Here is a 16,587-nt window from a genome sequence, read left to right as displayed (position 1 = left end):
TAACGGTTCCGGCGGATAAATGCCATGATTTCCTTGTCGGGGCCCACGCTTTTGGGCAGAGCATGAAAGACGTGATGATTTCGGCCCTTTCCCTTCGGTTCGCTCGTCCCATCGATCCAGCGGCGCCTTCCCGCGATTGGCGCTGGCTCGCCTTTTTCGGCCTTCTCCTTGCGATTCTGGCCGCGGGTGTCGTTGAAGGTCAGATTGCGCGCGGCGACCGCGGCATCACCCCGATCAACAGCAGCGGTGACTTTCTGACCAGCGGAATCAAGGTCGATGTGACGGGGACCGATGCCGATGACGCTCGCGAAAAGGGATGGCGTGAGGCGCAGCGCAAGGGCTGGGCGCAGCTTTATCGCAAGACGAACGGAAGCGACGGCCCTCAGCTCAGCGATTCGGTGCTCGACGGCATTGTCACCGCAATTGTGGTCGAAAGCGAGCAAATTGGTCCCCGGCGTTACGTCGCCACGCTGGGCGTCCAGTTCGACCGCGTGCGCGCGGGGCAAATCCTGGGCGTCAGCGGCCGCACCTTGCGCTCGCCCCCGCTGCTCGTGATTCCCGTCTATTCGATCGACGGCATTCCGCAGGTGTTCGAACAGCGCAGCGAGTGGCAGCGCGCCTGGGCGGAATATAACACCGGTCAAAGCGCGGTCGATTATGTGCGCACCGCAGGTACGGGTGCCGATACGCTTCTTCTCAATGCGGGACAGACGGGCCGCCGCGGTCGCGTCTGGTGGCGCGTAATCCTTGACCAATATGGCGCCGCCGACGTGCTGATGCCAACCGCGCGGATCGAGTACAGCTATCCAGGCGGGCCGATTACCGGACATTTTGCTGCGCGCTTCGGTCCCAACAACCGACTGATCGAGACCTTCGCCATGACCGGGCCGAGCGTGAAGGCGCTGCCCGACATGATGGAAAAGGCTGTCGCGCGCATGGACCGTATCTACACCGAGGCGCTCGCCGCAGGTATTCTCCAGACCGACCGCTATCTCGTCCTTGAAAAGCCGGTCGAGAAGGAGGACTTGCCCGCCGAAGCATTGCCCACGGAGGATTCAGCGCTTCCCGGCGAGATCGACGCGAGCGTGCCGACGACAGTGCCCGTCGGCGCTGCGAGCTTCAACGTCCAATATGCATCCCCCGACGTCGAATCGGTGTCGGCGACCGAGCGTAATGTCGCTGCCATCGCAGGGGTTCAGTCGGCGTCGACAATCAGTCTCGCGCTCGGCGGAACATCTGTCATGCGGGTGGCCTTCCGGGGCGATATCGCGGCCCTCAAGGCGGCGCTCGAAGCGCGCGGCTACACGGTGCAGCAAGGCGGCAATACGCTGCGGATCAGCCGCTGATGGCGCGGGCATCGGGGCAATTTGCGCTGCCGCTCGACTGGAGCGCAGGCGGGGCGAACGACGGCCCGCTGATCGTCGGCACCAGCAACGCCGATGCGATACGCTATCTGCATCACGTCTCGACCTGGCCCGTGCGAACCGCGGTGCTCACCGGGCCGCGCGGGTCCGGACGCAGCCTGATCGGACGGATTTTCGCGCGCGAAACCGGCGGGCGCGTGATCGATGGGCCGACAAGCGTCTCGGAAGAAGCAATGTTCCATGCCTGGAACGCTGCCCAGGCAAGCGGGGTGCCGCTCCTCATCATCGCCGATGCGCCGCCGACCGAATGGGAGATCGCGCTCCCCGACCTTGCCTCGCGACTACGGGCGGTGCCGGTGCTGACGATCGGCGAGCCCGACGACTGTCTTGCCCGTGACCTGATCGAGGCACTTTTCGCGCAGCGGGGCATGGCGATTGCGCCCGAGGTTTCGTCCTATATCGTACCGCGCATGGAGCGCAGCTATGCGATGATCCACCGCATCGTCGCGGCGCTCGATGCCGCCTCACTCGAACAGGGGCGGCGCGTGGGCGTTCGTCTTGCACGTGAAACATTGCTGTCCCAGGGGCTGATCGAACCCGATCTTCTCGAGCGGCAGGATAAGATTCAATGCCCGTAGCCGGGAGCCCTCTACGGGCCGACAATGACGCCGACGCGTCGCCGCCCGACTTTGGCCCCGACCGCTTCTTCAACCGCGAGCTCTCTTGGCTCGCTTTCAACCGGCGGGTTATGGAGGAGGCGCGCAATCCCGCGCACCCGCTGCTCGAGCGCCTTCGCTTCCTGTCGATCTCGGGGAGCAATCTCGACGAATTCTTCATGGTGCGCGTCGCAGGGCTAAAGGGGCAGCAACTTCAGGGAATCGACGATCCGTCTGCCGACGGCCGTTCGCCGGTGCAGCAGCTTGCCGAGATCGAGGCCGAGGTGAACCGGCTTGTCGATCAGCAGCAGTCCGAATGGCAGCGCCTCGATCGCCTGCTCGCCGAGCAGGGCGTGACCGTCCACGGCGCCGGGTCGGACTCCGCTGCGCTACGCGAAGCGCTTCACCAGTTTTTCGTCGACCAGATTTTTCCCATCCTGACGCCGCAGGTGCTCGATCCTGCGCACCCCTTTCCCTTCATCCCCAATCGCGGGCTCGGACTGATTTTCGATCTTGAGCGCAAGGCAACTGGCGACACCGTGCGCGAGCTCGTCATGATCCCCGCCTCGCTGCCGCGCTTTGTTCCTGTGCCGGGCGGTGGGACGGCGTTCGTGCCGATCGAATATCTCATTGAGATTTTCGCCGACCTTCTCTTTCCTGGTTTTTCCGTCCGTTCGCGCGGGGTGTTTCGCGTCATCCGCGACAGCGATATCGAGATCGAGGAAGAGGCTGAGGATCTCGTGCGCCTGTTCCGCACCGCGATCCGTCGGCGGCGCCGGGGCCGGGTGATCCTGCTGGAGCTTGGCGCCGACATTTCCGACGAGCTTGCCGCAGTGCTCGGCGAGGATATCCAGGGGCATGAAGCGATTGTTGCCAGGATCGCAGGCTTCGTAGGATTGGCGGCGCTGTCGGCGATTGTCGACATCGACCGCCCCGACCTCAAATTTCCCGCCTATTCGCCGCGTTTTCCGGAGCGTATTCGCGAGCATGGCGGCGATTGCTTCGCGGCAATCCGTTCGAAGGACATCGTCGTCCACCACCCTTATGAGAGTTTCGACGTCGTTCTCTCCTTTCTCCGGCAGGCAGCCGCCGATCCCGACGTCGTTGCCATCAAGCAGACCCTATACCGCGCAGGTAATCAGTCGCCGGTGATCCGCGCGCTGATCGAGGCGGCGGAAGCGGGCAAGTCGGTGACCGCGGTAGTCGAACTCAAGGCGCGCTTCGATGAGGAGCAGAACCTGCTCTGGGCCAATCAGCTCGAACGCGCCGGAGTGCAGGTCGTATATGGCTTCATCGAGTGGAAAACGCACGCCAAGATCTCGATGGTCGTGCGCCGGGAAGGGCAGGGCTATCGGACCTATTGCCACTTCGGTACGGGCAATTACCACCCCGTGACCGCGCGCATCTATACCGATCTCAGCTTTTTCACCGCCGACCCACGCGCCGGCCGCGATGCGGCGCAGCTCTTCAACTATATCACCGGCTATGTCGAGCCGGACCAGCTCGAGATGATTACCATGTCGCCGCTCAACATGCGGTATAATCTATCTAATCTGATTGACGATGAGATTCGTGCGGCTCGTTCTGGCCGACCGTCGGGACTATGGGCGAAGATGAACAGCCTGGTGGATCCCGACATCATCGACAAACTCTATGAGGCAAGCGCAGCGGGTGTTCCCATCGAACTTGTTGTTCGCGGTATCTGCTGCCTGCGCCCTGGCGTGCCCGGCCTTTCGGAGACCATCCGCGTCAAGTCGGTCGTCGGGCGCTTTCTCGAGCATAGCCGCATCTGGGCTTTTGCGAATGGGGCGGCCTTGCCCCATAGCGGCGCGAAACTCTATATCTCGAGCGCCGACTGGATGCCGCGCAACTTCGACCGCCGCGTTGAATATATGATCCCGATCGAAAATCCGACCGTTCATGACCAGATTCTCGACCAGGTGCTCGTCGCCAATCTGATCGACAATGAACAAAGCTGGATACTGGATCCGGACGGCAGCTATCAGCGCATCAGTCCTGGCGATATGCCATTCAATCTACATCATTATTTTATGACCAATCCATCCTTGTCGGGTCGCGGGACCGCGCTTCACAAGCGTCATGACGTCCCGACGCTTGCCTTTCATGTCCCTGAAGATTGACCCCTTGCGGCACCGCGCTCCCGACCTTGCCATCCACCGCTCGGCTGTCATCGATATCGGCTCGAACTCGCTTCGCCTCGTCGTCTATGAGGGTCCCCCTCGCGCGCCCGCGGTGATCTTCAACGAAAAGGTGCCGGCTGGACTTGGCCGCGGTCTGCCGGTCGACGGACGGATCGCGCCTGAAGACGCGGAGCGCGGCCTCACGGCGCTACGCCGTTATGCCCTGCTCGCGCAGCATATGGGCGTTGAGGAGGTTCAGTGCGTCGCGACCGCGGCAGTGCGCGACGCGACGAACGGCTCCGACTTCGTTGCGGGCGCCGCAGAGGCAGGGCTGACGATCCGGTTGCTGTCGGGGGAAGAGGAGGCATTTGCGGCAGGCTCGGGCGTCCTCTCGGCTATCCCCGACGCGCACGGTATTGCGGTCGATCTGGGCGGCGGGAGCCTCGAACTTGCCGAAGTGGGGGAGGGGCGTGTCGGGCGCCGTGCTTCCTTTCCGCTCGGCGTGCTGCGGCTGCCAGCGCTTCGCGAGCACGGGCAGCAGTCCTTCGAGCGCGCAGTCCGCAAGATGCTTCGGGGCGCGGGCTGGCCGGGCGATCTTGCCGGACGGCCGCTCTACCTCGTCGGCGGATCCTGGCGCGCCCTGGCGCGCCTCGATCTCGAACTCACCAAGGCGCCGCTTGCAGTCCTCGACCAGCACACACTGCCACGCGCGGCGCTCCGCCGGCTCGTGCGCGCGACCAAACGGCTCGGTATCGATGAACTGAAGGCGATTCCGGGCATGGCGGCGAACCGCGCCGAGACGCTCGCCGATGCGGCAGCGATGCTCGCGGCGCTCGTCGCCATCATCGATGTGCCCGAAATGACAATCTCCTCGTCGGGTCTGCGCGAAGGGCTCCTCTATCAGGCGCTTGACGTCAAGACGCAGGCGCAGGACCCTCTCATCGTCGCGGCCGAGTTCGAAGGTCGCCGTCTCGCGCGCTTTGCGCCGCACGGGCGAGCCATCGCCGACTGGATCGCGCCCTTATTTGCTCACGAGGCCGAGGAGGACCGCCGCATCCGGCTTGCCGCAAGCCTGCTCAGCGATGTTGCATGGTCGGCGAACCCCGACTTTCGCGCCGAACGCGGGAGCGAAATCGGCCTCCACGGCAACTGGCGCGGCATCGACATTCCGGGACGCATCCTCCTCGCGCGCGCTCTCCATTCGGGGTTCGGCGGCAATGACGCCGATTTCCCGGCGATGGGCGCGCTCGTCGGCGAAGACCGCAGCGCGCGGGCGCGCCAATGGGGTCTTGCGATCCGGCTGGCGCAGCGTCTGACGGGGGGGCTCGAAGCGCCGCTCAAGGGGAGCGCGATCGCGCGCGAGAGCGACCGGGTGGTGCTGCAGCTCCACCCGGGGTGGCATCATCTAGCCGGCGAATCGGTTGAGCGGCGCCTGCGTTCGCTCGCGCAGGCGCTGGGAGCAAAGCCGAAACTGATGCTGCTCTAGTGCTTGCCGGGTCAGGCGGCGGCGTCCGCAGCTTCGGCCACCTCGATCTTGGTCATCACCAGCTTGCCATTCCGGACCGCAAAGCCCATTCGCCCTTCGACAAGGTCGAGCGCGGCGTGGCCGAAGACCTCCTCGCGCCAGCCCTCGAGCATCGCTATGCCCTCGCGGCGCCCCGCCGCCAGCGCCTCAAGATCGTCGCTACGGGCAATCAGCCGGGCCGCGACGTTGAGTTCGCGCGCGCGGATCTTGAGAAGAAGCTTTAGAAGATCGGCGACGAGCGCGCCCTCCTTGCCAAGCCCTGGCCCGCGCGGCGCGCGGTCGGGCATCTCGTCCTTGGAAAGCGGCTTTGCGCTGGTAAGCGCGTCCATCAGCCGGCCGCCGATATCGTTGCTCCGCCAGGTCGCCGAGAGTCCCCGGACGCGCCCGAGACCTTCCTGGTCCTTGGGCGGATGCGCCGCAAGATCGGCAAGCGTCTCATCCTTGGCGATGCGGCCGCGCGGCAGATTCTTCGACCGAGCCTCGCGCTCGCGCCACGCCGCGAGCGCCTGCAGGCGGCCGAGGACCTCGGGCTTGCGCGAGGGCACCTTGATCCGCAACCACGCCCTTTCGGGATCGAGGCTGTAATTGGCAGGGTCGGCAAGCTTTTCCATTTCTTCATCGAGCCAGTGGCCGCGACCGGTCTTGATGAGCTTTTGCAGCATCATCGGAAAGATTTTGGCGAGATGGGTGACGTCCCCGATCGCATAATCGATCTGCCGCTTGTCGAGGGGGCGCCGGCTCCAGTCGGTAAAGCGCGCGCCCTTGTCGAGCATGATACCAAGCCAGGCTTCGACAAGGTTCGAGTAGCCGACCTGTTCGGCCTGGCCGAGCGCCATCTGTCCAATCTGCGTGTCGAAGATGGGGTGCGGCGTCTTGCCGGTGAGGTTGAAGATGATTTCGATATCCTGCCCGCCGGCGTGGAAGACCTTCAATATCTCCTGATTGTCGACGAGCAGCTCGAGAAGGGGCTGAAGGTCGATCCCGGGAGCCATCGGGTCGATCGCGGCGGCATGTTCGCTGTTCGCGACCTGAATCAGGCAAAGTTCGGGCCAGAAAGTATTCTCGCGCATGAACTCGGTATCGACCGCGATGAAATCGCTGTTCTTGATGAGGTCACAGAATGTGAGGAGTGCGGCGCTGGACTCGATTAAGGGATGGATTTGCATGTTGGGCCTATACAGCGAGTTGCGAACGACGGGCAGGAAAATTTGCCGTTGTACACCAGGAGGTGAAGCCTCAAAGGCGCTCGAAGCGGCGCAGAGCTTGACAAATGACGCGGCGACCTGCCTTAGGCGCGGCCATAAATCACGCGAAACCTGTTCCTCCCAATCCATCGAAAGACGAGACAATGCACGCCTATCGGACCCACCATTGCGGTCAGCTTCGCAGCCAGGACGTCGGTCAGACCGTCCGCCTGTCGGGTTGGGTGCACCGGAAGCGCGATCATGGCGGATTGCTCTTCGTCGATCTGCGCGACCATTATGGTCTTACCCAGATTGTCGCGGACTCGAGCGACACCGCTTTTGCGACCCTCGACGGCCTTCGCGCCGAGAGCGTTGTCACGATCACCGGCGAGGTCGTTGCGCGCGCGTCGGAAACGATCAATGCAAATCTTCCGACCGGCGAGATCGAGGTGCGGGCCCGCGAAGTTTCGGTGCAGTCCGCGGCGGCTGAACTTCCGCTTCCGGTCGCTGGCGAGCAGGAATATCCCGAGGATATTCGCCTGAAATACCGCTTCCTCGACCTGCGCCGCGAGCGCCTCCACAAGAATATACTGCTGCGCTCGAACGTGATCGCAAGCCTGCGCCGCCGGATGGTGGAGCAGGGCTTTACCGAATATCAGACTCCGATTCTGACCGCCTCGTCGCCCGAAGGTGCGCGCGACTATCTCGTGCCCAGCCGCGTTCATCCCGGAAAATTCTACGCGCTGCCGCAGGCACCTCAAATGTTCAAGCAACTGCTGATGGTTGCGGGCTTTGACCGTTATTTCCAGATCGCGCCGTGCTTTCGCGACGAGGATGCGCGCGCGGACCGGAGCCCGGGCGAATTCTATCAGCTCGATTTCGAGATGAGCTTCGTTACGCAGGACGACGTCTTCAACGCGATCGAGCCCGTGCTCGCTGGGGTGTTCGAGGAGTTTGCAAACGGCAAGTCGGTGACGCCCGCGGGCTCCTTCCCCCGCATTCCCTACCGCGAGTCGATGCTGAAATATGGCAACGACAAGCCCGACCTTCGCAACCCGTTGATCATCAGCGACGTGTCGGCGCATTTTGAAGGATCAGGCTTTGGCCGCTTTGCCGATATCGTGGCAGCAGGCGACGTGGTGCGCGCAATTCCGGCGCCGGGTACGGCCGAGAAGAGCCGCAAATTCTTCGACGACATGAACAGCTGGGCGCAGGGCGAAGGCTTTGCAGGCCTTGGCTATGCGACGCGCAAGGGCGGCGAATGGGGCGGGCCGATCGCCAAGAATCACGGTACGGACAAGATGGACGCGCTCGCTGCCGAGCTCGGCCTTGGCCCCGACGATGGACTGTTCTTTGCGGCGGGAAAGGACGCGGTCGCGGCAAAGCTTGCGGGGCTGGCGCGCACGCGCGTCGCCGAACAGCTCGAGCTTATCGACACGAACCAGTATGCCATGTGCTGGATCGTCGACTTTCCGATGTTCGAGGCCGATGAGGAAACGGGCAAGATCGACTTCAGCCACAACCCCTTCAGCATGCCGCAGGGCGAGCTCGAGGCGCTCGAGACCAAGGACCCACTCGATATCCTTGCCTGGCAATATGACATTGTCTGCAATGGTGTTGAACTGTCATCGGGCGCGATCCGGAACCACCGTCCAGACATCATGTACAAAGCCTTCGAGATTGCGGGCTATAGCCAGGCCGAGGTCGATGCCAATTTCAGCGGCATGATCAACGCGTTCAAGTTCGGCGCTCCGCCGCACGGCGGCTCGGCACCGGGGGTCGATCGCATCGTGATGCTGCTCGCCGACGAGCCCAATATCCGCGAGGTCGTCGTCTTTCCGATGAACCAGAAGGCCGAGGATCTGATGATGGGGGCTCCGGCGCCGGTCAACGAAAAGCAGCTGAAGGAACTCAGCATTCGGCTGGTTGACGGCCCGAAGAACTGAACGTGGCCGCCGCGCCCCGGGAACACCGGCTGGCAACACCGGACGGCGACATCTGCTGGTTCGAATGGGGATCGGCGGGCAAGACGCCTTCGCTGCTGCTGCTCCATGCCACGGGCTTTCACGCGCGGCTCTGGGATCAGGTCGTCGCCGCCCTGCCGCCGGGCACGCATGTCGTCGCTCCCGACCAGCGCGGACATGGGCGCAGTTACCGGCCCGAGACCCTTGCGCACTGGCCTGCCAATGCTGATGCACTGCTGCCGCTGCTCGACCGCTTCAAGGGGCGCGCGTTCATCGGCTGCGGGCACAGCATGGGCGGTTATGTCCTGACCCGGCTCGCGGCCGAGCGGCCTGGCGCCTTCGGGCACCTCGTCCTGATCGACCCTGTCATCGTGGACCCGGCCTATTATGTCGGAGGAGGCGAGGCACCCTTGCCCGACCCTGCCGAGCATCCCGTCTCGCGCCGCCGCAACCAGTGGACGAGCGCGGAGGAAATGCGCGCCCGCTTCGCCGATCGCCCGCCCTACAGCCGCTGGGTAGCCGAGGTGCTCGGCGATTATTGCAACTATGGTCTCGTACCTGCCGCGCACGGGAAGGGATATGAACTTGCCTGTCCGCCCGTCCTTGAGGCCTCGATGTACCAGAGCGCGCTACGCAGCGATCCCTACTGCTGGCTCGGGAGCCTCGCTGCACCCGTCACGCTGATCCGCGCGCCGGCGGGAATGCGCAGCGATGCGCTGGATTTTTCGCAAAGCCCAACCTGGCCAGGCCTCGGCGAATGGATCGGTGCCGCAACGGACGAGCTTTGGAGCGATCACAGTCACTTCATCCCGATGGAATGTCCCGAGCGCGTCGCATCGCTGCTCGCTGGATTGATCGAAAATCAGGGTTAATCGCATCGCATCCCGAAGGCCGCTGTGTTAGCTGCGGCCGCAAGGAAATGAGGGATGCAGCGATGACGATCGACCTCGCCGACTATGAAGACGGCGCCCGATATGACGGCCAATATGGCAGGGATCTGGCGGCACTGCAGGATCGGCTGGAGCGGATCCAGGCCGCTCACATCACCCACGGCCAGCGTAGCGTCATCATGTTCGAGGGGTGGGATGCGGCAGGAAAGGGCGGCATCATCCAGCGCCTGACCGCACAGCTCGACCCGCGCTATTTCGAGGTCTGGCCTATCGGCGCTCCGAGCGAGGAGGAAAAGGCGCGCCATTTTCTCTGGCGCTTCTGGCGGCGTCTGCCGGGACACCGCGAAATTTCGATCTTCGATCGCAGCTGGTATGGCCGCGTCCTCGTCGAGCGAGTGGAAGGATATGCGACCGAAGCCGAATGGCGCAAAGGCTATGACGAGATCAACGAATTCGAGGCGCAGCTCACCGGGTCACGCACCAACCTCGTCAAACTGTTCATCCACGTCGCGCAGGAGGAACAGGACCGGCGCTTTGCCGACCGGCTCGACGATCCCTGGAAGCGCTGGAAGACCGGAGTTGACGATTATCGCAACCGTGCAAAACGCAGCGAATATCTCGCCGCGATGCACGAAATGTTCGAGCAGACCGACACCCGCTGGGCGCCCTGGAAGGTGATCGACGGGAACAACAAGAAGTCGGCGCGCATTGCAGCGCTTTCTCATATCGCCGAGACGCTGGAAGCCGCGGTCCCGATGACGGCGCCAGAGCGTGATCCCGCGGTGGTCAAGCTGGCGCAAAAGGCATTTGGTTACAAGCCGAGGGACGCGGCCAAGGCAGTCAATGGCGGCGAGGACGCGCGCGAGAGTGCGCAATAACCCGGCTTGGGTGATTATTTCGATCAGCGGCGAAAGGGCTCATCTAGCCATTGCCGACCTCAATCGCTACATGGACCCGATGAGCCGCGCCAAGAGATCCGACGACTGGGGTTTTCCCCGCTGGCGCGCCTACGGGCAGGGCCGCGAGGCGCAGCAGGTACGGCTGTGCGACCGTCATGGGTGCACTGAACCGGGCCATTGCCCTGCGCCCAAGGCGCCGAACAGCCGCGAGCGGTGGTTTTTCTGCGAAGCGCATGCTGCCGAATATAATCGCGGCTGGGACTATTTTGCGGGCCTCAGCGCCGAGGAAGCGGCCGATCGCGCTGCCGAAGAAGCCCGCGGTACGCGCAGCTATGCCCGCGCGCAGCATTATGGCTGGGGCGGATCGGGCGACGGAAGCCGTAGCGCTGACGAGATGCGCGCGCTTGAAGTGCTCGACCTTGAGCCTGATGCCGACTTCGAGGCCGCGAAGAAGGCGTGGCGCGGTCTCGCCAAGGAATGCCACCCCGACGTAAAGCCGGGCGACGCGGAGGCTGCGAAGCGCTTTGCCGCGGGCCAGGCGGCGTTTGAGGTGCTAAAACAGGCCGAAGAGCGGAAAAGCTGGAAACCCGCCTGAGGGGCTAAAGCGCGTCACGGGGCGGGTAGCTCGATATCCTCGGACGGCCGCAGACTATCCTTCTCGGGCAGGAGCAGGTCGAGCGCAAAGAGTGTGGCGGCATGGCGGATCGCGGCGCGGTCGGTCGACTGGAATTGAACGCGCTGCGTGAAATAGTCATCGGGGTCCTGTCCGCGCAGCGCACGGGCAAAGACGACCTGGCCGACGGGCTTTTTTTCCGAGCCGCCGCCCGGCCCTGCAATGCCGGTGATTGCGACCGCAACCTCGGCATCACTCTTCGCCAGCGCTCCGGCAGCCATCGCCCAGGCGGTCGCGAGCGAGACCTCGCCAAAGGTTTCGAGGATATCGCCGCTCACTTCGAGCTGGGTCTTCTTGGCATCGCCGGAATAGGTGATGAACCCTGCAGTAAACACATCGCTGCTTCCGGCAATGTCGGTCAACGCGGCACAGACCATGCCGCCGGTGCAGCTTTCAGCCACGGCGACACGGCGTTCAGCGGCGCGATTTGCGGCAAGGACAGCCGTAGCGGCAGCTTCGCGCGCGGCCAGACGCGATTCGACGTTGGATGGCAAACTCATGTCTCCGGAAGCTGCAAGGTAACCACGGCCTGCGCTGCAATCCCTTCCCGGCGACCGGTGAAGCCCAGCCGCTCTGTCGTGGTCGCTTTCACACTAATGCGCGCGGGCGGAATCGCAAGAATTTCAGCGATGCGCGCCTGTATCAGTCCGCGATTCGGGCCGATCTTCGGGGCCTCAGCGATAATGGTGAGGTCGGCATGGTCGATCCGTCCCCCGACAGCCTCGACCCGGCGTGCGGCAAAATCGAGGAAGCGCCATGACGCCGCGCCGCGCCACTCAGGATCGGAAGGCGGAAAATGAGTGCCAATGTCGCCATCGCCGAGCGCACCGAGAATCGCGTCGGTCAGGGCATGAAGCGCGACATCGGCATCACTATGCCCTTCAAGCCCATGACTATGCTCAATTTCTATGCCGCCTAGCCAGAGAGGCTTGTCCGCAACAAGACGGTGGACATCGTAGCCCATGCCAACCGCGGTTCGCGTCATCGCGCGGGCCTCGAGCAGTCCTTCTAGGATCGCCCGGTCCGCGGCATAGGTCAGCTTGTGGAGCCGTGCGTCGCCCTCAACCGCCACGACGGGTATCCCGAGCCGCCGAACGAGCTGCGCATCATCGGTTGCGGTCTCACCTGCAGCCGCCGCGTGGGCGCGGCGCAGCGTGCCAAGGCGAAAGGCTTGCGGGGTCTGAACGCGCGCCAGGGCGCTCCGGTCGACCACATTGCCTGCTTCTTCCCCTGCCTGGTGAACGAGCGTGTCGGGGACGGGAAGGGTGGGGATCGCGGCCTCAGCGGTCGCGAGCGCGGCGAGGAGCCGGTCGATGACGGCCGCCTCGATCCCGGGCCGGGCCGCATCATGGACGAGCACGAGCGCATCGTCCTCCCAATCGGCAAGCGCCAGGAGGCCATTTTCCACCGACCGCTGGCGTTCGGCACCGGCCGCCGCAAAAGTCCATCCCTCCGGAAGCTCAGCTGTGGCCGCCATGACGTCATCGCTGGCAACAAGGACGCCGCCCGATACGCGCGGATGCGCCGCAAATGCGTCAAGACTCCACCGGAGGAGCGGCTTGCCGCCAAGGGACTGAAGCTGCTTGGGCTGCGCAAAAGCTGCGCGGGTGCCCCGGCCGCCCGCGAGCAGAATTGCGGTGACGCGCAGGGGTGGGACAGGAGCGGAATCGGACATAAGCCGCGCGGGTTAGCGCAGCATCGGCTTGCGGGGAAGCACCTTAACGTGTAGGGGCGTGCTTAAATTTTAGGCAAATTCGACGAAAGCTCCTCCCATGGCGCCGCTGCCGCCCATCCAGATCGGCCCGATCAGCATTGCGGATCCCGTGATCCTTGCGCCAATGACGGGCGTCACCGACCTCCCGTTCCGCAAGATGGTGCGCCGCTTCGGCTCGGGGCTCAATGTGACTGAAATGATTGCGAGTCAGGCGGCAATCCGCGAAACGCGCCAATCGATCCAGAAGGCCGCGTGGGACCCGGTCGAGGAGCCGGTGTCGATGCAACTCGTCGGCTGCACGCCTTATGAAATGGGCGAAGCGGCGAAGCTCAACGAAGATCGCGGCGCGGCCATCATCGACATCAACATGGGCTGCCCGGTGCGCAAGGTGACCAATGGTGACGCGGGATCGGCGCTGATGCGTGACCTCACCCTCGCGGCCGCTCTGATCGATGCGTGCGTGAAAGCGGTGTCGGTGCCGGTGACGGTGAAGATGCGCATGGGGTGGGACCACGACAGTCTGAATGCTCCGGAACTTGCCCATATCGCAGAAGATCTCGGGGCAAAGCTCGTCACCGTGCACGGGCGGACGCGAAACCAGATGTATCGCGGCATCGCCGACTGGGGTTTCGTGCGCCGCGTTAAGGAGGCGGTCTCCATTCCGGTAATCGTCAACGGCGACATCTGTTCGATCGGCGATGCGCGCGCCGCGCTGGCGCAGAGCGGCGCTGACGGCGTGATGATCGGCCGCGGCGCCTATGGCCGGCCCTGGCTGCTTGGGCAGGTCATGGCTGCGCTGCGCGGCGAGGGTGAGCGTCCGGACCCAGGAATCGACGAGCAATATACAATCATTACAACGCATTATAGGGCGATGATCGATCATTATGGCGAGATGACCGGCGTGAATATGGCGCGCAAGCATCTTGGTTGGTACGTCAAGGGGCTGCCGGGATCGGCCGAGTTTCGCAACAAGGTCAATCAGATTCCCAGCAGCAGGGAGGTGCTCGACGCGCTTGAACGTTTCTACACCCCTTTCCTCAGCAAGGTTGCGGCGTGAACGCGCCATCGTCGAGCATTCCGATTTTCGACCATCACGAGCTCATCCAGTCGCATCCCGTGGCGACGCTTTTGGTCGACCGCGGCGGCATCATCCTGTTTGTGAACGCGGCTGCCGAGCAGCTTTGCAACATGAGCCGCTCGGCGATGGTCGGGAGGGTGGTCTATGACGTCATCGGCATGGATCGCAGCTATCGCCAGCGGATGAGCGACCCTGCAACCTCCGCGCTATTTGCGCACCGCGCCGAAATTTCCGTGGGCGATCGCAAGTCGGTCTTCGCTGACTTGCAGATGGTGCCTTATGGCACGAGCGGCCACCGCATCCTCGCGCTCGTGCCTGCACAAAGCGAGGCCGAGCTGATGGGCGGAGCGATCGGTCGTTCGGGCCGCGCTGCCGGGGCCGCCGCCTCGATGCTCGCCCATGAGATCAAGAATCCGCTGGCAGGGATCAAGGGCGCGGCGCAATTGCTCGCACGCAAAGCCGATGCCGACGGCGAGCGCTTCACGAACCTCATCTGCGCCGAAGTCGATCGGATCACGACGCTGATCGACCAGATGGAGCATTTCTCGCGCGGTCAGCCGATCGCCTGTGAAGCGATCAATCTCTATCAGCCCATTCACCAAGCCAGCGAGGCAGTGCGCGCGCGGCAGCACCGCGGCGTCAGCTTTTCCGAGGATTTCGATCCCTCGCTGCCGCTTGTCCATGGCAATCATGACGCCATGGTTCAGATCCTGCTGAACCTTCTCACCAACGCCTGCGAAGCATTGGGCGGGCGCGACGACGGCGTGGTCCGCATCGCGACCGCCTATCGTCACGGCCTCTCGATCGACAAGGGTGACGGCCGCGGGCGGATTGCGCTGCCGATCGAGGTCAGCGTCAGCGACAATGGTCCGGGCGTCCCCTCCGACATCCGCGGTGATCTGTTCGCCCCCTTCGTGACCACCAAGCGCGACGGACGCGGGCTCGGCCTGGCGCTTGTTGCCAAGCTGGTCCGCGATATGGGCGGGACCGTCCAGCATGTCCGCGACGGCGACTGGACCCGGTTCCGGGTCCATCTCCCTGCCGCGCCTTCACCGAAAGGGGTGCGCCATGGCTGACGGCAAGACCGTTCTGCTCGTCGAGGATGATCCCGCTATCGCGCTGATCATTCGCGAAACCCTGGCTCCTGAATGCAGCCGCCTAGCGGCGGTCACGAGCGTCGGGGAGCGCAACGCCTGGCTTGCCGAAAATCGGGCCGATCTCATCATCACCGATGTTGTCCTTCCCGACGGCGACGGCATCGACTCGCTGCCAGGCGCCGGCGTCGACCCCGCCACCCCGGTCATCGTGCTGTCGGCGCAGAACACGCTCGACACCGCGGTCCGGGCGACGGGGATCGGCAGCTACGATTATCTTCCCAAACCCTTTGACCTCGACGAACTCATCGCCAGTGTGCGCGCCGCGCTCGAACGGCGCGCGGAGCCTGCCGCGGCAGCTGACCCCGTTCAGGCTGACAGCCACGGACTCGTTGGCCGGGCGCCGGCGATGCAGGCGGTTTATCGCACCATTGCCCGCCTCGCGTCGAACGACCTGGCGGTGCTGATCCTCGGGGAGTCAGGGACGGGCAAGGAAGTCGTCGCGCGCGCGATCCATGCGACAGGCTTGCGGCGGGCAGGACCGTTTGTGGCGATCAATATGGCGGCCATTCCGCGCGAGCTGATCGAGGCGGAGCTGTTTGGGCACGAGAAGGGCGCCTTCACCGGTGCGCACAGCCGCAGCGCGGGGCGGTTCGAGCAGGCAGCTGGAGGTACATTGTTTCTCGACGAGATCGGCGATATGCCGATCGAGGCACAAACGCGGCTGCTGCGCGTGCTTCAAGTGGGCGAATATTCGACCGTAGGCGGTAGCCAGTCGCTGAAGGCCGATGTCCGCGTCATTGCTGCCACGCACCGCGATATGCGCACGCTTGTTGCCGATGGGCGTTTTCGCGAGGACCTCTTCTACCGTCTCAACGTCATCCCGGTTACCCTGCCGCCGCTTCGCGACCGGCGCAGCGACATCCCGGCGCTCGTGCGGCATTTCATCGAAGAAGGCCGGCATTCGGGCCTGCCGGTCCGCGAGTTCGCACCCGCCGCCATGCAGATGCTCGAACGCCACGACTGGCCGGGTAACGTCCGCGAGCTCGGCAATGTCGTGCAGCGGCTCGCCGTGCTGTCGCGCGATGCTGTCGTCACCGTCCGTGACGTCGAGGGTGTTCTTTACGAGAGCGGCGAGCGCGGCCCTGCCGAGCCCGCCGATCTCATCGCCCGCGCAGTCGATGACTGGGCCCGCGAACAGCTTGGCGGCGCCGGCGCCGACGGCGATATCCACGCGCGGCTCGAAGCAATCGTCGAAGCCGCCCTGCTGCGCCGAACCCTTCGTGAGGTTCGGGGTAACCAGCTCGAAGCTGCCCGGCGGCTTGGCATCAACCGCAACACGCTTCGCAAGCGCCTCGTACAGCTCGCAATCGACCCTGCTCACCCCTGAGGGGGCCGGGCCGCG

Annotated in this window: 14 protein-coding genes; 11 read left to right on the top strand and 3 right to left on the bottom strand. The window is 64.2% G+C overall.

All coding sequences use genetic code 11. The annotated features are described in order from the left end of the window. Window positions 1-62 precede the first annotated feature (62 nt). From B5X69_RS08890 to B5X69_RS08875, 4 genes are read left to right on the top strand one after another with little or no spacing between them, the layout of a single operon-like run. Window positions 63-1,346, top strand: a complete 1,284-nt coding sequence (locus tag B5X69_RS08890) for a heavy-metal-associated domain-containing protein (RefSeq protein WP_245798679.1) — start codon at window positions 63-65, stop codon at window positions 1,344-1,346. Further along, the gene (locus B5X69_RS08885; protein ID WP_079638356.1) at window positions 1,346-2,002 is read left to right on the top strand and encodes an HdaA/DnaA family protein; all 657 of its coding nucleotides are present in this window, start codon (window positions 1,346-1,348) and stop codon (window positions 2,000-2,002) included. The genes B5X69_RS08890 and B5X69_RS08885 overlap by 1 nt, the downstream gene beginning before the upstream one ends. Further along, window positions 1,993-4,161, top strand: coding sequence for an RNA degradosome polyphosphate kinase (locus tag B5X69_RS08880; protein ID WP_079638355.1), 2,169 nt, complete (start codon window positions 1,993-1,995; stop codon window positions 4,159-4,161). Before B5X69_RS08885 ends, B5X69_RS08880 begins: the two co-directional genes overlap by 10 nt. Beyond that, window positions 4,145-5,647 (top strand): Ppx/GppA family phosphatase, encoded by a 1,503-nt coding sequence (locus B5X69_RS08875; protein ID WP_079638354.1) that lies wholly within the window; start codon window positions 4,145-4,147, stop codon window positions 5,645-5,647. The genes B5X69_RS08880 and B5X69_RS08875 overlap by 17 nt, the downstream gene beginning before the upstream one ends. An 11-nt stretch (window positions 5,648-5,658) precedes the next feature. Here the strand turns inward: B5X69_RS08875 and rnd are convergent, their stop codons facing one another. Beyond that, window positions 5,659-6,852, bottom strand: coding sequence for a ribonuclease D (gene rnd, locus B5X69_RS08870; RefSeq protein WP_079638353.1), 1,194 nt, complete (start codon window positions 6,850-6,852; stop codon window positions 5,659-5,661). Window positions 6,853-7,034: 182 nt separating this feature from the next. Between rnd and aspS the strand changes: the two genes are divergently transcribed. The 4 genes from aspS to B5X69_RS08850 all read left to right on the top strand — a co-directional run bounded on the left by aspS (window position 7,035) and on the right by B5X69_RS08850 (window position 11,218). Further along, window positions 7,035-8,816, top strand: coding sequence for an aspartate--tRNA ligase (gene aspS / locus B5X69_RS08865; protein ID WP_079638352.1), 1,782 nt, complete (start codon window positions 7,035-7,037; stop codon window positions 8,814-8,816). Between the two features lie 2 nt (window positions 8,817-8,818). Next, complete coding sequence (locus B5X69_RS08860; RefSeq protein ID WP_079638351.1) at window positions 8,819-9,706, top strand: alpha/beta fold hydrolase; 888 nt, start codon at window positions 8,819-8,821, stop codon at window positions 9,704-9,706. A 62-nt stretch (window positions 9,707-9,768) separates the two neighbouring features. Further along, on the top strand, window positions 9,769-10,602 hold the full coding sequence (locus tag B5X69_RS08855; RefSeq protein ID WP_079638350.1) for a polyphosphate kinase 2 family protein: 834 nt from the start codon (window positions 9,769-9,771) through the stop codon (window positions 10,600-10,602). A gap of 79 nt (window positions 10,603-10,681) precedes the next feature. Beyond that, window positions 10,682-11,218, top strand: coding sequence for a J domain-containing protein (locus B5X69_RS08850; protein WP_079638451.1), 537 nt, complete (start codon window positions 10,682-10,684; stop codon window positions 11,216-11,218). 14 nt (window positions 11,219-11,232) lie between these two features. On the opposite strand, the gene B5X69_RS08845 is transcribed toward B5X69_RS08850, so the two are convergent. Continuing rightward, window positions 11,233-11,796 carry a CinA family protein gene (locus B5X69_RS08845; RefSeq protein WP_079638349.1) on the bottom strand — a complete coding sequence of 188 codons (564 nt, stop codon included), beginning with the start codon at window positions 11,794-11,796 and terminating at the stop codon, window positions 11,233-11,235. Further along, window positions 11,793-12,971 (bottom strand): bifunctional 2-C-methyl-D-erythritol 4-phosphate cytidylyltransferase/2-C-methyl-D-erythritol 2,4-cyclodiphosphate synthase, encoded by a 1,179-nt coding sequence (locus B5X69_RS08840; protein ID WP_079638348.1) that lies wholly within the window; start codon window positions 12,969-12,971, stop codon window positions 11,793-11,795. The genes B5X69_RS08845 and B5X69_RS08840 overlap by 4 nt, the downstream gene beginning before the upstream one ends. A 97-nt stretch (window positions 12,972-13,068) precedes the next feature. Here B5X69_RS08840 and dusB point away from each other — a divergent pair, with 97 nt between their 5' ends. The 3 genes from dusB to ntrC are packed head-to-tail and all read left to right on the top strand — an operon-like array spanning window position 13,069 to window position 16,572. After that, window positions 13,069-14,067 carry a tRNA dihydrouridine synthase DusB gene (gene dusB, locus B5X69_RS08835; RefSeq protein ID WP_079638347.1) on the top strand — a complete coding sequence of 333 codons (999 nt, stop codon included), beginning with the start codon at window positions 13,069-13,071 and terminating at the stop codon, window positions 14,065-14,067. Continuing rightward, window positions 14,064-15,164, top strand: a complete 1,101-nt coding sequence (locus B5X69_RS08830; RefSeq protein WP_079638346.1) for a two-component system sensor histidine kinase NtrB — start codon at window positions 14,064-14,066, stop codon at window positions 15,162-15,164. Before dusB ends, B5X69_RS08830 begins: the two co-directional genes overlap by 4 nt. Beyond that, on the top strand, window positions 15,157-16,572 hold the full coding sequence (gene ntrC, locus B5X69_RS08825; RefSeq protein ID WP_079638345.1) for a nitrogen regulation protein NR(I): 1,416 nt from the start codon (window positions 15,157-15,159) through the stop codon (window positions 16,570-16,572). The genes B5X69_RS08830 and ntrC overlap by 8 nt, the downstream gene beginning before the upstream one ends. Window positions 16,573-16,587: the final 15 nt, after the last annotated feature.

The sequence above is a fragment of the Sphingopyxis flava genome (genome assembly GCF_900168005.1).
In the GTDB taxonomy this organism is placed as follows: domain Bacteria; phylum Pseudomonadota; class Alphaproteobacteria; order Sphingomonadales; family Sphingomonadaceae; genus Sphingopyxis; species Sphingopyxis flava.
The sequence above is the reverse complement of the archived record's forward strand: the minus strand, read 5'-3'. Positions and strand labels throughout refer to the sequence as shown.

Excerpts from the sequence above, each read along its gene's own strand:
- B5X69_RS08890 (WP_245798679.1), top strand. The coding sequence starts at position 63 with ATGAAAGACGTGATGATTTCGGCCCTTTCCCTTCGGTTCGCTCGTCCC.
- B5X69_RS08885 (WP_079638356.1), top strand. The coding sequence starts at position 1,346 with ATGGCGCGGGCATCGGGGCAATTTGCGCTGCCGCTCGACTGGAGCGCA.
- B5X69_RS08880 (WP_079638355.1), top strand. The coding sequence starts at position 1,993 with ATGCCCGTAGCCGGGAGCCCTCTACGGGCCGACAATGACGCCGACGCG.
- B5X69_RS08875 (WP_079638354.1), top strand. The coding sequence starts at position 4,145 with ATGTCCCTGAAGATTGACCCCTTGCGGCACCGCGCTCCCGACCTTGCC.
- rnd (WP_079638353.1), bottom strand. The coding sequence starts at position 6,852 with ATGCAAATCCATCCCTTAATCGAGTCCAGCGCCGCACTCCTCACATTC.
- aspS (WP_079638352.1), top strand. The coding sequence starts at position 7,035 with ATGCACGCCTATCGGACCCACCATTGCGGTCAGCTTCGCAGCCAGGAC.
- B5X69_RS08855 (WP_079638350.1), top strand. The coding sequence starts at position 9,769 with ATGACGATCGACCTCGCCGACTATGAAGACGGCGCCCGATATGACGGC.
- B5X69_RS08850 (WP_079638451.1), top strand. The coding sequence starts at position 10,682 with ATGAGCCGCGCCAAGAGATCCGACGACTGGGGTTTTCCCCGCTGGCGC.
- B5X69_RS08845 (WP_079638349.1), bottom strand. The coding sequence starts at position 11,796 with ATGAGTTTGCCATCCAACGTCGAATCGCGTCTGGCCGCGCGCGAAGCT.
- B5X69_RS08840 (WP_079638348.1), bottom strand. The coding sequence starts at position 12,971 with ATGTCCGATTCCGCTCCTGTCCCACCCCTGCGCGTCACCGCAATTCTG.
- dusB (WP_079638347.1), top strand. The coding sequence starts at position 13,069 with ATGGCGCCGCTGCCGCCCATCCAGATCGGCCCGATCAGCATTGCGGAT.
- ntrC (WP_079638345.1), top strand. The coding sequence starts at position 15,157 with ATGGCTGACGGCAAGACCGTTCTGCTCGTCGAGGATGATCCCGCTATC.